Source organism: Actinomycetospora cinnamomea (assembly GCF_003096675.1).
GTDB classification, from domain to species: Bacteria; Actinomycetota; Actinomycetes; order Mycobacteriales; family Pseudonocardiaceae; genus Actinomycetospora; species Actinomycetospora cinnamomea.
The window spans coordinates 68,130-80,594 of the sequence record NZ_QEKW01000001.1 but is presented as its reverse complement, the minus strand read 5'-3'; the positions used below and the strand labels follow the sequence as shown (position 1 = coordinate 80,594).

Annotated in this window: 14 protein-coding genes; 9 read left to right on the top strand and 5 right to left on the bottom strand. The window is 77.9% G+C overall.

Annotated elements, in window-relative coordinates:
* Positions 1-223 precede the first annotated feature (223 nt).
* Entirely contained in the window at positions 224-631 is a 408-nt protein-coding gene (locus C8D89_RS28940) for a PASTA domain-containing protein (RefSeq protein WP_243417836.1), read from the top strand.
* Positions 632-729: 98 nt separating this feature from the next.
* Positions 730-1,857, top strand: coding sequence for a serine hydrolase domain-containing protein (locus C8D89_RS00415; RefSeq protein ID WP_116706121.1), 1,128 nt, complete (start codon positions 730-732; stop codon positions 1,855-1,857).
* Here the strand turns inward: C8D89_RS00415 and C8D89_RS00410 are convergent, their stop codons facing one another.
* On the bottom strand, positions 1,858-2,823 hold the full coding sequence (locus C8D89_RS00410; RefSeq protein ID WP_116706120.1) for a hypothetical protein: 966 nt from the start codon (positions 2,821-2,823) through the stop codon (positions 1,858-1,860).
* 186 nt (positions 2,824-3,009) lie between these two features.
* Between C8D89_RS00410 and C8D89_RS00405 the strand changes: the two genes are divergently transcribed.
* Positions 3,010-5,391, top strand: coding sequence for a phosphoribosyltransferase domain-containing protein (locus C8D89_RS00405; RefSeq protein ID WP_165825484.1), 2,382 nt, complete (start codon positions 3,010-3,012; stop codon positions 5,389-5,391).
* Positions 5,392-5,494: 103 nt separating this feature from the next.
* Positions 5,495-6,184, top strand: coding sequence for a Cof-type HAD-IIB family hydrolase (locus tag C8D89_RS00400; RefSeq protein WP_207786984.1), 690 nt, complete (start codon positions 5,495-5,497; stop codon positions 6,182-6,184).
* Between the two features lie 2 nt (positions 6,185-6,186).
* On the opposite strand, the gene C8D89_RS00395 is transcribed toward C8D89_RS00400, so the two are convergent.
* Positions 6,187-6,954, bottom strand: coding sequence for a DUF427 domain-containing protein (locus C8D89_RS00395; RefSeq protein WP_116706118.1), 768 nt, complete (start codon positions 6,952-6,954; stop codon positions 6,187-6,189).
* A gap of 306 nt (positions 6,955-7,260) precedes the next feature.
* Here C8D89_RS00395 and C8D89_RS00390 point away from each other — a divergent pair, with 306 nt between their 5' ends.
* From C8D89_RS00390 to C8D89_RS00370, 5 genes are all read left to right on the top strand, one after another.
* Positions 7,261-7,842, top strand: a complete 582-nt coding sequence (locus tag C8D89_RS00390; RefSeq protein WP_116706117.1) for an RNA polymerase sigma factor — start codon at positions 7,261-7,263, stop codon at positions 7,840-7,842.
* Entirely contained in the window at positions 7,839-8,465 is a 627-nt protein-coding gene (locus tag C8D89_RS00385) for an Asp23/Gls24 family envelope stress response protein (RefSeq protein ID WP_116706116.1), read from the top strand. Before C8D89_RS00390 ends, C8D89_RS00385 begins: the two co-directional genes overlap by 4 nt.
* Before the next feature lie 72 nt (positions 8,466-8,537).
* Complete coding sequence (locus C8D89_RS00380) at positions 8,538-8,822, top strand: hypothetical protein (protein WP_116706115.1); 285 nt, start codon at positions 8,538-8,540, stop codon at positions 8,820-8,822.
* A gap of 89 nt (positions 8,823-8,911) precedes the next feature.
* Positions 8,912-9,256 carry a hypothetical protein gene (locus C8D89_RS00375; RefSeq protein ID WP_116706114.1) on the top strand — a complete coding sequence of 115 codons (345 nt, stop codon included), beginning with the start codon at positions 8,912-8,914 and terminating at the stop codon, positions 9,254-9,256.
* A gap of 39 nt (positions 9,257-9,295) precedes the next feature.
* The gene (locus C8D89_RS00370; protein WP_116706113.1) at positions 9,296-9,919 is read left to right on the top strand and encodes a TetR/AcrR family transcriptional regulator; all 624 of its coding nucleotides are present in this window, start codon (positions 9,296-9,298) and stop codon (positions 9,917-9,919) included.
* A gap of 7 nt (positions 9,920-9,926) precedes the next feature.
* On the opposite strand, the gene C8D89_RS00365 is transcribed toward C8D89_RS00370, so the two are convergent.
* The 3 genes from C8D89_RS00365 to C8D89_RS00355 all read right to left on the bottom strand — a co-directional run bounded on the left by C8D89_RS00365 (position 9,927) and on the right by C8D89_RS00355 (position 12,413).
* Positions 9,927-10,346, bottom strand: a complete 420-nt coding sequence (locus C8D89_RS00365) for an ATP-binding protein (RefSeq protein ID WP_116706112.1) — start codon at positions 10,344-10,346, stop codon at positions 9,927-9,929.
* Between the two features lie 174 nt (positions 10,347-10,520).
* Positions 10,521-11,438 (bottom strand): acyl-CoA dehydrogenase family protein, encoded by a 918-nt coding sequence (locus C8D89_RS00360; protein ID WP_207786983.1) that lies wholly within the window; start codon positions 11,436-11,438, stop codon positions 10,521-10,523.
* A gap of 12 nt (positions 11,439-11,450) precedes the next feature.
* Positions 11,451-12,413: an SDR family NAD(P)-dependent oxidoreductase gene (locus C8D89_RS00355; protein ID WP_207787020.1), complete on the bottom strand. Its 963-nt coding sequence runs from the start codon at positions 12,411-12,413 to the stop codon at positions 11,451-11,453.
* Between the last annotated feature and the right edge of the window lie 52 nt (positions 12,414-12,465).

Sequence of the window (12,465 nt, the reverse complement as noted above, 5' to 3'; positions counted from 1 at the left end):
GAGGTCAAGGCACACTTCGGACGGTGCTCGGGCGGACACGCGCCGCCGTCGGGCGACCGCCCCCGCGGGTCGGGCCAGGAGCGTCCGGACGAGGGCGCGCATCGCCTCCGGCGGCGGCAGCCCGGGTGCGGCGCGTCCGGGTCGCGGTGCCGCCGACGACGGGGTGACCCCCGACGCAGCTTCGGGTGACCGGCAGGATGGGTACGCACTGGCTGTGACCGGCATGCCGGAGGAGGCGACGATGCACACCGACGAGACGCGCACGACCGACGCCGAGGACATGACGGGCGACGCGGCCGGCGGGCCCCGCGGTGACGTGACCACGGTGCCCGACCTGGTCGGGCTGCCCGCGGCCGAGGCGCACGACAAGGCCCTGGACGCCGGGGTCCTCGCCGTCGGACGGAACGCCGTGCACACGGGTGCGGGGCGCGGACACGTGAACGACCAGGAGCCGCCCGCCGGCGAGCAGCGCGAGCGCGGTGCCGAGGTCGGCATCTGGATCGCGGGCGGGGCCGCCCGCACCCCGACCGGGCCCGACCCGGACGACGGCCCCGACGGCTCGGGCGGGGGCGGCGGCGTCCGGCCCGAGCCCAGCCCTGTGGGTCCCGCGGGCGGCGGCACCAACGGCTGAGGTGGTGTTCACGGCAGGCGCCGTCCCGGCCGCTGCGACCCGTCGCGACGGGTGGCAGGGTCGGGACGACCTGACCGCCTGACCCGCCCGGAGGTCGCGTGGACGCCGACGAGGTCATCGACGGGATCGACGATCTCGTCGCCGAGGGGGTCGTCCCCGGCGCGGTCGTCGGCGTGCGGCACCGAGGGCGGACCACCCTCGCCGCGCGCGGCGCCACCACGCCCGGCGGCGACACCCCGCTGCGCCCCGACGCCGTCGTCCGGCTCAGCTCGAACACGAAGCCGATCGTGGCCGCCCTGGCGCTGCGCCTGGTCGGCGAGGGCGTGCTGACCCTCGACGAACCGGTCGACCGGCTCCTGCCCGAACTCGCGGAACCCCGGGTGCTGCGCCGCCTCGCCGACCCGGACGACACCGTCCCGGCCCAGCGACCGATCACGGTCGAGGACCTCCTGACGCTACGGATGGGCTCCGGGTTCGTCGTGGAGGGCCCCTGCCCGACGCTCGACCGCGCAGCCGCCCTCGGCCTCGGCTTCGGCCCGCCCGACCCGCAGGGACCGCCGCCGCCCGACGCGTGGATCACGAGGCTGGGGACGCTGCCCCTGCTCGACCAGCCCGGCACGACCTGGCGCTACGAGCTCTCCGCAGCGGTGCTCGGGGTGCTGGTCGCGCGGGCCGGCGAGCGCCCGCTCGGCGACCTGCTGGTCGAGGCGCTCCTCGCCCGGCTCGGGATGGCCGCCACCGGTTTCGTCGCCGACCCCACCCGACTCGTCCCCTCGTTCGCGCGCGGCGAGGACGGCCGCCTCGACCTCTTCGACGGCGTCGCCGACAGCCGGTGGCTGGCGCCGCCGACCTTCCCCGACGGCCGCAGCGGGCTGGTCGGCACCGCCGAGGACCTGCTGCGGTTCGCGGGGATGCTTCTCGACGGGGGCGCGGGACTGCTCGACCCCGCCGCGGTCGCGACGATGACGGCCGACCACCTGACCCCGACCCAGCGCGCCGCACCGGCGGCCGCGCCGTTCCTCGACGGCGGCGGCTGGGGCCACGGCATGGGCGTGGCCGACACGGCCGCCGGCCCGCGGTACGGCTGGGCGGGCGGCCTCGGCACGCTCTGGTACTCGTGGCCCGACCACGACCTCGCGGCGGTGCTCGTCACCCAGGTGCTGCCGCCGGCCGGGCCGGTGTTCGCCGCGTTCACCCGCACCGTCGAGGACGCGCTCGCCCGCTGATCAGCCCGCGAGGGCCGGCACCGGCAGCGGGTTGCGCCACGGCACCGGGTCCGGGCGCGCGGGGCGCCAGCCCCAGGGCCCCGTGCCGCGACGGGTCGCGGGTGCGGGCCGGCCGTCGCCGCCGTCACGCGGCACGGGGGAGGGACGGCGCGGAGCAGCGGGCGCGGGCTCGGGCACCGGGTCCGGCAGGGCCGCGGCGGCCGGCTCCGGCTCTGGCTCCGGGGCGGGCTCCGCGACCGGGTCCGGCAGCGGCTCCGGCATCGGCTCCGGCTCCGGCTCCGGCTCCGGGGTGGGTGCCGGCGCCGGCTCCGGGGCGGCTCCGGCCGCCGGTGCCGCGTCCGGTTCCGGGGCGACCTCGGCAGCCGGTTCCGGCTCCGGCTCCGGGGCGACCTCGATGACGGGCCGGGGCTCCGGCACGGGGTCCACCGGAGCGCGGGGGATCGGGATCGGAGCGTAGGTGGTCCCCGCGGCGGGGCGGCCCGGTGCGCTGCGGAGCGCCGGGAGGTCGCCGACCACCGGCCCGTCCGAGGCGGCCGGGGCTGCGGGGGCCGCCACGACCGTCCGCTCGACCTCCCGCCGGCCGCCGGGCACGGCACCGGGCGCGGTGCGGTGGCGCAGCCGGTGCCGGGTCTCGGCGGGGGAGGGCGCCCGCACCACGTCCAGCGTCGCCGCGCCGGCGAACACCAGCGCGTTGAGCAGGCCGAGGGCGAGCAGACCGAGCCCCAGCGCGCCACCCGGGCCGACGAGGTCACCCGGGTCCGGCCGGTCGAGCTGGCCGCCGTAGGGCAACGGCACGACCTCGGGCGCCGCCGTGGCGGCCGGCCGCGCCGCGGGCTCGGCGACCTCGATCTCGAGGAGCAGCATCAGGGCGCCGGCGCACAGCACGGTCGTGATGACGGAGCCCGTCGTGCGCAGGAGTGTCCGACGGCGTGCGGGCTCGCGCGCGATGGTCGCGGCGTACGACATCGGTCCCCCCGTCTGCGTCGGCCCGACTGTCTACCCTCCGGGTGATCTCCACGCGACACCTCGGCCGGGAGATCACCCTGATGGGCTCGTGCTCCCCGGCGTGTCGCGCTCGACAGCGCGCCGGTGGCGCGATCGGGCGACCGCCGAGCTGTGGTGCTCCGTCGCCCGCTCTGGCATCAAGGGCATGTGATCGACGAGCCGTGGACCGGCGAGGTCGTCCAGCAGGCCCTCGGTCTCGAGCTCGGGCCGGACGAGGAGGCCGAGCCGGTGCGGGCGGTGGTGGGCCTCGCGCTGCGCCGCAACCCGCGTCGCGCCCACCTGCCGGTCTCCCCGCTGCTGGGCAAGCACGTCCCCGCCGACCCCGGCCGGGTGCGCGCGGCGGCGGTGGCCCTGGCCCGCCGTGTCGCGCACTGCCTGGCCACGGGCTCGGGGGTCCGCGGCGACCCGATCGTGCTCGGGTACGCCGAGAACGCGACGGCCCTGGCCCACCTCCTGGCCGAGGACCTCGACGCCGAGCACGTCGTGCACACCACCCGCCGGATCGTGCCCGGCGCGCAGGTCCTCGCCGCCGTCGACGAGGAGCACAGCCACGCCCCGCGTCACGTGCTCCTGCCCGACGACCCGGGGCGCTGGACGCCCGACCGGCCCCTGGTGCTCGTCGACGACGAGCTGTCCACGGGCCGGACGGCGGCGGCGACGGTGCACGCCCTCCACGCGGTGCTCCCGCGCGGGCGCTACGTCGTGGCCACCCTCGCCGACCTGCGGGGACCGGACGTCGCGCTCGCCGAGGCGGCGCGCGAGCTGGGGGTGCGGGTCGACGTCGTCGCCCTGTCGCGGGCGGCCCTCGTCCCGCCCGCGGACGTGCTCGACCGCGCAGCCCGCCTCCTGGCGCGGATCCCGGACACGGCCGACCGTCCGGCGGTCCGGTCGGCGACCCCGGTCACCGTCCACCTCGGCCTCGACGGGGCGTCGGAGGGTGCGCGGCACGGCCTCGACCGCCCTGGCCGCGCGGCGCTCGACGCCGCCGTGCCCGGCGCCGCCGCGGCGGTGGAGGACGCCCTCGGACCCGCGCCCGGCCGCGTGCTCGTGCTGGGCACCGAGGAGCTGCACCACCTGCCCGTGCGCCTCGCCGAGGCGCTCGCCGGCCGCGGGCTGGACGTCGCCGTGGGCGCCACCAGCCGCTCCCCGCTCGTGGCGCGGGACCTCCCGGGGTACCCGGTGCGTTCGGCGCTGGCTTTCGCCGCGCACGACACGGCGTTCGGCCACGCCCCGGAGCGCTACGCCTACGGTCTCGGTGCGCCGGGCGCGGGCCACTTCGACACCGTCGTGCTCGTCGTCGACGGCGTCGCCCGGACCCCGGCCCTGCGCCGTCCCGACGGGCTGCTCGCCGCGTTGGGCGCCGTGTGCGGGCGGGTGATCGAGGCGGTGGTGCCGTGCCGGGCGCCGTGCGGGCGTCCGCGCGCGGTGGCGGCGCGGCGCGCGCCGGAGTTCGGGACGTTCGCCCCGGACGAGGTGGGCTGGTTGCTCAGCGACCTCTCGGGCCTCGCCCTCGAGACGTCGCGGGCCCGGCGCGAGGAGGCGCTCGGCAGCGGTCGCGCGCACTACGCCGAGACCCTGCCGCACGAGACGGCGCCGAGCCGGGCGTACGCGGAGGTGGTCGACCGGGTCCTCGCCGAGGGCGCCGACGCGGTGGCCGCGGCGGTCGGGGTCCTGGCCGACCGGATCCTCGCCCGGCACGGCGCCGGCGCGGTCCTCCTGTCGCTGGCGCGCGCGGGGACGCCGGTCGCGGTGCTGGTGCGGCGGTGGGCGTCGCGCGTGCGGGGCGTCGCGCTGCCGCACTACGCGATGAGCGTCCTGCGCGGTCGCGGCCTCGACCGGGCGGCGCTGGACGCGCTCACCGCCGCCCACGACCCGGCCTCGCTCGTGCTCGTCGACGGCTGGACGGGTACGGGCGGCATCGTCGACGAGGTGGCCGGCGACCTCGCCCGGCACGCGCGCGCGACGGGCCACCGGGTCGACCCCACCGTCGCGGTCCTCGCCGACCCCGCCCACGCCACCGCGCTGTACGGCACGCGGGCGGACCTCCTGGTGCCCCAGGCGTGCCTCAACGCCACGGTGTGCGGGCTGGTCTCGCGCACGGTGGCCCGCGCGGACCTGCTCGCACCCGGCGCGTGGCACGGCGCGAAGTACCACGCGGAGCTCGCCGAGCAGGACCGCACCGGGGCCTTCCTCGACGCCGTCAGCGCCCGGTTCCCCGCGAGCGCCCCGACGGCCGGTCCGGGGCGGGAGCCGGACCGGCGCGGTGCGTGCTACCTCGCCGCGCTGGCGCGCGAGCTGGGCCCGCTCGGTGGCGGGCGGCTCCGGGCCGGTGCGGGGGAGACGTTGCGGGCCCTGCTGCGCCGCGACCCCGCCGTGGTGCTCCTCGCGCGCGACGCCGGCGCCCACCTCGACCCGGTGCGGGTGCTGTGCCGCGAGCGGGATGTCCCGGTCCGCGAGCTCCCGGACCCGTGCGCGGGTCTCGCGTCCCCGTACCGCTGCGTGGGCGTCCTGCGTCCGTGGCGCCCGTGACCGCCCTCGTCGCGACGGACCTCGACCGGACGGTCGTGCACTCCGCGCGGGCCGCGGGGCCCGTCGATCCGCGGTCCGCCCTCTGCCTGGAGGGCGCGCGGGCGTGCCGACCGCGATGCTGACCCCCCGCACCGCCGCCGCGCTCGCCGCGCTCGACCGCCGGGCGGTGTGGGTGCCGGCCACGACGCGGTCGACGGCGCAGTACGCGCGCCTCGATCTCGGGCGTCGCCTCGGGGTCGCCCCGCGGTACGTCGTGGCCGCGTGCGGCGGGGTGCTGCTCGTCGACGGGGTCCCCGATCCGGCGTGGGCGGCGTGGATCGAACGCCTCCTCGCTGACGCGGCGCCTAGGGCGGAGGTCGCCGACGTCCTCGCGCGGCACCTCGCGTGCCTGCCGCCCGGGGCGGCGGGGCCGGTCCGCGACGTCGACGGCGCGCTGCTCGTGGTGCGGGCCCCGGCGCCCGCCGCGTGGCACACCGGACTGGCGGCGGAGTGCGACGCCCGGGGCTGGCGGGTCGTCGTGCACGGGACCGAGGTGCACGTCCTGCCCCGGGGTCTGGGCAAGGGCCGCGCGGTCGACGAGGTCCGCCGCCGGCTCGGGTCGACCCGCCTCCTGGCCGCGGGCGACTCCCCGCTCGACGCCGACCTGCTCCGCGCCGCCGACGCCGGCATCCAGCCGGTGGACGGGCGCCTGCACGCCGCGGGCTGGCGCGCCGACCACGTCGCCGTCACCGCAGGGACCGGACTGCGGGCGGGGGAGGAGATCGTCGCCTGGTTGCTCGCCCGCTGCCCGTGAGCTCACGCCAGGTGCGTCCGCGGCCTCGGACGGGTCACGCCGTCGACGACCACGTCCACCCGCTCGTCGTAGAACGCCACGAGACCGGCGATGCGGGCGACGGCCGGGGCGGGATGGTCGTAGCACCAGGCGAGGTCCTCGTAGCGGCCCACCGGGGTCCGCACGGACCAGTAGCGGCTGGTCACGCCCTTGTAGGGGCAGGCGGTGACGGTGTCCGAGGGCTCGAGGCGGGAGGCGTCGACGGCGGTGGGGTCGAGGTAGGCCCGCGTCGGCAGCCCGGTCTCGAACAGCAGCACCGGCGCGTCGGACTCCGCGAGCACCACCCCGTCGAGCTCGACCCGCACGTGACGTCGCGAGCGCAGCGCGTCCACCCGCACGTAGGGGCTGCGCGGGTGCCCACGGACCTGCTCGTCCTCCTCGAACCACGCGTCGAGCGCGTCCCACCGCAGGGCGACGGTGCCGGCCAGGGGACCGTCGACCCAGCGGTGCCCGGCAAGCCGGTCGCCGGCGGCCCCGCGCAGGACGACGTCGCGGACGCTGCCGTGCGCGTCGGTCCGCGTGGTGGTGTCCTCGACCAGCACCGCCGGGTCGACGTCGGACACCGGGATCGTCCAGCGCGGGTACCAGGGGTGCTCCCACAGGTAGCGCGCGTCCGTGGTGTCGACCACGACCCGCCCGTCGAGACGGGCGCGCACCCGCCGCGGGCAGGGCTCGACGTGACCGGCGGGCACCGCCGGTCCGGGGACACCGGTCGGGGCGAGGGGCTCCACGGCCAGCGACGCTAGGGGCGCTCCGGGCGCGGCGCCCGCCGGGCCACGGGCGTCCGGCCCGCGAGAGGCACGTCGGGCATGATCCACCGGGCATCGGGGCTGCCGGACGTGCCCCTCGCGTCGGCGTCCGGCCGCGCGGCGGAAGCGCGTGATCCGCGGGCTCCTGCCCCACGAACGGCCGTGCTGCGACCCGACGGGCGCGTCGTGGGACGCGGGCCACCCCGGCCGGGATGATGGCCTGCGACGGTCGCCACCGGCGGCGACGTCGATCGGTCGTGCACGACCGAATCGTGGGAGGCTGCCCGGGTGACCACCGAGGGTCGAGAACACGGCCCTGACGACCCCTCGCCGGGGACCGACGACCAGGCCGATCGCTGGCTCGTGCGCCGGGCGCGCGAGGGCGACCGGAGCGCCTACGAGGAGCTGGTCCGCCGGCACCGGGACCGGATCTACCGCATCGCCCTGCGGATGCTCGGCAACGCCGCCGACGCCGACGACGTCGCGCAGGACGTCGTCATCCAGCTCTGGACGGCCTTGTCGGGCTTCGGCGGCAGCGCGGCGTTCACGACGTGGCTGTACCGCGTGGTGGTCAACCGGTGCCTCAACCACCGCCGCGCCCAGCGCCCCCACCGGGACCTCGACGACACCACCCACCCGGGCGTGCCCGGTCCGGAGCGGCGCGTGCTGGCGGGGGAGGAGCTGCGGGCCGGGCTGGCGGCGATCAGCTCCCTGCCGGACGAGCAGCGCGTGCCGCTCGTGCTGGTGCAGCTCGAGGGACTGTCGTACCGCCAGGCAGCGGCGGTCACGAAGACGACGGAGGCTACGGTCCGGGGCCGTCTGGCCCGGGCACGCGCCACGCTGATGTCGGAGATGAAGGACTGGACATGACCCAGGAGCGCACCCCCGACGCCGTGACCGGGAGGCGGCTGGCCTGCGGGCGCGACACGGACGCCCTCGTGGCGCAGGTCGCCGAGGGGGCCGGGAGCCGGCTCGACGCCCACCAGCGCGACTGCCCGCACTGCCAGGCCGCGCTCGCCGAGTTCGACCGGCTCTGGGCGCCGGTGCGGGCCGTGTCGGCCCACCGCCCGCGGGCCCCGGAGGGGCTGCTGGACGAGGCGCTGCGCAGCATCCGGGGGATCGCGTCGGACCCGGAGTACGGGCGGATCGAGGGCCCGCGCGGCCGGACCCGGATCAGCGCGCGGGTGGTCGTGGCGCTGGCCCGCCACCTCGCCTCCCGGGTGCCGGGGGTACGGGTGGCGGTGAGCCGCCTCGTGGCGGCCGGCCACGGCCCGGAGACCAGCCTCGACGGCGGGCCCGAGGTGACGGCCGGGGTGGTCGGCAGCTCGACGGTCGTGGCGATCACCCTCGCGGCCGACCTCGGCGAGGACCTCGTGGCCCTGGGGGCGCGCATCCGGGCGACGGTGGAAGCGGGCATCCGCGCCCACACGGGACTGGAACCCGTCGCGGTGCTGGTGCACGTCGACGACGTGTTCGTGGCGCAGGAAGGGTGAGGCGGCCCCGTCGTCCCGGCATCGCGCCCGGCCCCCACGGGGTAACCCGGTCTCGTCGTTCGAGGAGGGCCGATGACCGAACCGGAGGCGCCCCGCGCCGCACAGCACGCGCAGGAGAACGCCCGTCGCGCCGAGGAGATCTACGAGGAGGAACGGGCCCCGGCCGCCCGGCAGGCGCAGGAGAACGTCGACCGCGCCGAGGAGATCTACGAGGAGGAACGGGCCCCGGCCGCCCGGCAGGCGCAGGACGAGGTCGAGCGCGCCGAGGAGATCTACGAGGAGGAACGGGCTCCGGGTGCCCGCCAGGCGCGGGAGAACGTCGAGCCCGACGAGACATCTCCCGGCGACGATCGGTGATGAGCTGCGAACGCTGAGGGTGGGCCTCTCTCACGGAACCGCCAGAGAACGACGGGACCCACCGGCGGGCGCCGTGCCGTCCCAGGGACATGCGCCCCGCCCCGCACCCCGCCGCCGACCTCCACCGCGTGCGCTGGACGGCTCCCGTCCCGTGGCAGCCGCCGGCCGGGCTCGTCGACCTCGCCGAGCTGGAGCCGACCTGGGCCCACGCCGCCCACCACGCGGCCGTGGCCGTGACCGCCGGCCACGTGGGTGACGCCCACACCTGGACGCCGTGGGGCTATCCGCCGCCCGCGGCCTACCGCGGCCTCGTCCCCCATCGGCCCGTACCGGCGGTGCCCGCCCCGGTGGTGCCCGCCCCGCGGCCGCGGGCGACCACCCCCGCCGCCCTCGCGGCCATGGCCGCCGCCGCGATCCCGACCGCCCGCGTCTGAGGCCTCCGGCACCCCGCCCCCGTCACCTACCCTTCCCCCGTGCCCCGTCTGACCTCCCCGCGCGCCGAGGCGACGGCCGCGACGCGCTCGGGTCTGGTCGAGGCGGCCACGGCCCTCTTCGCCGAGCGGGGCTTCGCCGGGACGTCGATCGACGACGTGGCCGCGGTCGCCGGCATGACCAAGGGCGCGGTCTACCACCACTTCGCCGGCAAGGCGGCCCTGTTCGAGGCCGTCTTCTCGGCCCGGGAGGCCGAGGTCCACGAGCGCCTGGGCGCCGCCCTCGACGGCGCGCCCAACCACCTCGCCGGCGCCCGGGCGGCCCTGCGCACGTTCCTCGACGCCTGCACCGAACCCACCTACGGACGCATCGTGTTCCGGGACGGCCCGTTGGCGCTGGGGTGGGAGCGCTGGCGCGAGTGCGAGGCCGACTACGGCTACGCCTTCATCGCCCGCGTCCTCGACGGCCTCGCCCGCGAGGGCTACCTCGCCCGGCCGCCGGGGGTGTCGCACCCCACCGTCGTGCTGGGGATGCTGTCGAGCGCCGGCCAGCTGCTCGGCCAGGCGTCCCCGGAGCAGCACGCGGCCCTGCGCGCGGAGCTGCTCGTCCTGTTCGACCAGCTCCTCGCGGGCCTGGCCGTCGTGCCGGACCCGGCGCCCGACTAGCCGGCCCCTACCCGGCCTCGATTCCCCGCTGCTGGCGCAGGGCCACCGTCGTCCCGGTCCGCGTGTGCCGGATGGCCACGCTGTCCACGCTGCGCTGCATGAGCACGAAGCCCCGTCCACGGGCCGCGTGCGAGCCGGGCGCCGCCGGTGCGGAGCCCTCGCTCCAGGTGCCGTGGTCGGTGACCCGCACGTTGACCGAGTCCGCCTCGCACCACAACGTCAGCTCGACCGTGCCCTCGGCGTCACCGGGGTACGCGTGCTCGACCGCGTTCTCGACGGCCTCGGACACCGCGATCAGCACCCGCTCGCGCGCGTCCTGGTCGAGCTCGAGCCCGGCCAGCCAGTCCCGTGCCTCGTGGCGCATCCGCGCCGCCTCGTCCGCCCGCGCCGGGTGCACCGCCCGCGCGAACTCCACCGCGTCCGTCATTCCGTCCCCCGCCCCCGGTCTCGTCCCGGGCCTCTCCGCTTCCCCGGACCATCGGGCGGCGTCCTGCACCCCTGGTCACGTCCCGGCACGCATGCCCACCGTGAGCGCTCGATACCGCGAGGTCGACGGTCGACGGCGCGAGCGGTCCGTTGGGCACGATCGGCGGGTGAACGGTCAGCGACGACGCCGACACGCACCGCCACCCGGGCGAATGCGTCTCCCCCGGCCGGCCGCTAGCCCAACAGGGCGTCGGAGATGATCTTTCGTTGGATCTCCGAGGTGCCCTCGAAGATCGTCGTGAGGCGGGCGTCGCGCCAGTAGCGCTCCACCGAGTGGCTCGGTGGTGTAACCGTTGCCGCCGAAGACCTGCAGGGCGTCGCTGGTCACGCGCTCCGCCGTCTCCGACGCGACGAGCTTGGCCGACGACGCGGCGACGTCCCCGCCGGGCAGGCCCTCGTCGAGCAGCCACGCCGCGTGCCACCACAGCGTCCGCGCGGCGTCGACGGCCGCGGCCAAGTCGGCGAGCTTGTGGCGCAGGGCCTGCTGGTCGGCGATCGGGTGGCCGAACTGCTCGCGCCGGCGGCTGTAGGCCACCGCGTCCTCGAGCGCCCGCGCGCGAGCGCCCACCGCCCGCGCCGCCATCTGCACGCGGGCGGTGCCCAGCCACCGCAGGCTGTCCTTGAAGCCCTGACCCTCGGCCTGCCCGGTGTCCTGCAGCGCGTCGGCGGGCAGGCGCAGGCCGTCGAGGTGCAGCTCCCAGGTCGTCAGGCCGAAGTAGCCGATCTTGTCGATGGCGTGCCCGTGACGCCGTCGGGGAACCGGCCCCGTTCCTTGGGCACCAGGAAGAGCTCGAGGCCGTCCGACCGGCTCTCGCCCTCGCGCGGCGGGCGCGTACGCGCCAGCAGGTTCGCGGCGCGGGTCGAGCGCGTCGGCGACGGGCAGGACCTCCTCCATAGCGAACGCGCGCGCCGTGTCCTGCAGGGTCCGGCGCTCCGGGGTGAGCACGGCCGCGGACGTCGGCGCCTCGGTGCGCACCTCGTCGAGGCCGCGGCGCTTCCAGGTGGGACGGGAGGTGGGACGGGAGTCGGTCATGACGCCGTCGCCCTATCGGTGTGCCGTGTCGGAGACGCACAGGGTCCACAGCGCCGCCCGGGCCTGGGGGCTCTCGGCGGCGCGCGGCAGCCAGTGGGTGGGCCGCGGGGCCCGGTCGTGCCAGAAGACCCCCGTGCTGTGGCCGGGCTCGGCGGCCGCCTGCAGCCAGACGACGGTGTCCGCGCCCTGCTCGTCGGTGCGCAGCAGAGGACCGGTGACGCGGTGGAAGCCGGGCAGCGAGCGCGCGACGCCGGGGGTGTCGGCCCAGCCCGGGTGCATGCTGTGCACGACGATGCCGTCACCGGCCAGATCGTCGGCGAGCAGCTCGGCGAGCACCACCTGCATCCGCCTGGTCCGCGCGTACACCGCCCCGCCCGACCAGTCGCCCTCCCGCGACTCGGGGTCGTCGAGGCGCAGCGGCGCGGTGTACATGCCGCCCGAGGAGACGAACACGACCCGCGACGGGGCGGTCGGGCCGGCGCCGGCGCGCAGCACGGGGCGCAGCTCGCGGGTGAGCAGGAACGGCCCGAGCACGTGGGTGGCGAGCGTGACCTCGTGGCCCTCCGCGGTCTCGGTGCGCTCGGTCGCCAGGACGCCGGCGTTGTGCACCAGCCCGTGCACCGCGGCCTCGCGGTCGCGCACCTCGGCGGCGTAGCGGCGGACGTCGGCCAGCGACGACACGTCGCAGACCGCCACCTCGACCGCCGCGCCCGGGTGCTCGGCGAGCACGGCCTCGCGGGCCCGCTCGCCCCGCTCGCGGTCGCGCACGACCATCTCGACCCGCGCGCCGAGACCGGCCAGCCCCCGCACCGTCGCCGCGCCGAGCCCGCTGCTCGCGCCGGTCACGATCACGGTGCGCCCGGCCATGCCGCCCGCCGGCAGGGCCCGGAAGCCGGCGCGCCGTGCCGCGTAGCCCAGGCGGGAGTAGCCGGGGACGACCAGTCGGTCGAGCACGGCATCGACGAGGCGGGGCAGCGGCACGGCGAGCAGGCTACTGACGAGGTCGGGGAGCGCGGTGACGCCGCCC

Coding starts and splice junctions, on each gene's coding strand:
- C8D89_RS28940 (WP_243417836.1), top strand. CDS start 224: ATGCCGGAGGAGGCGACGATGCACACCGACGAGACGCGCACGACCGAC.
- C8D89_RS00410 (WP_116706120.1), bottom strand. CDS start 2,823: ATGTCGTACGCCGCGACCATCGCGCGCGAGCCCGCACGCCGTCGGACA.
- C8D89_RS00385 (WP_116706116.1), top strand. CDS start 7,839: ATGACCCAGGAGCGCACCCCCGACGCCGTGACCGGGAGGCGGCTGGCC.
- C8D89_RS00380 (WP_116706115.1), top strand. CDS start 8,538: ATGACCGAACCGGAGGCGCCCCGCGCCGCACAGCACGCGCAGGAGAAC.
- C8D89_RS00375 (WP_116706114.1), top strand. CDS start 8,912: ATGCGCCCCGCCCCGCACCCCGCCGCCGACCTCCACCGCGTGCGCTGG.
- C8D89_RS00365 (WP_116706112.1), bottom strand. CDS start 10,346: ATGACGGACGCGGTGGAGTTCGCGCGGGCGGTGCACCCGGCGCGGGCG.
- C8D89_RS00360 (WP_207786983.1), bottom strand. CDS start 11,438: ATGACCGACTCCCGTCCCACCTCCCGTCCCACCTGGAAGCGCCGCGGC.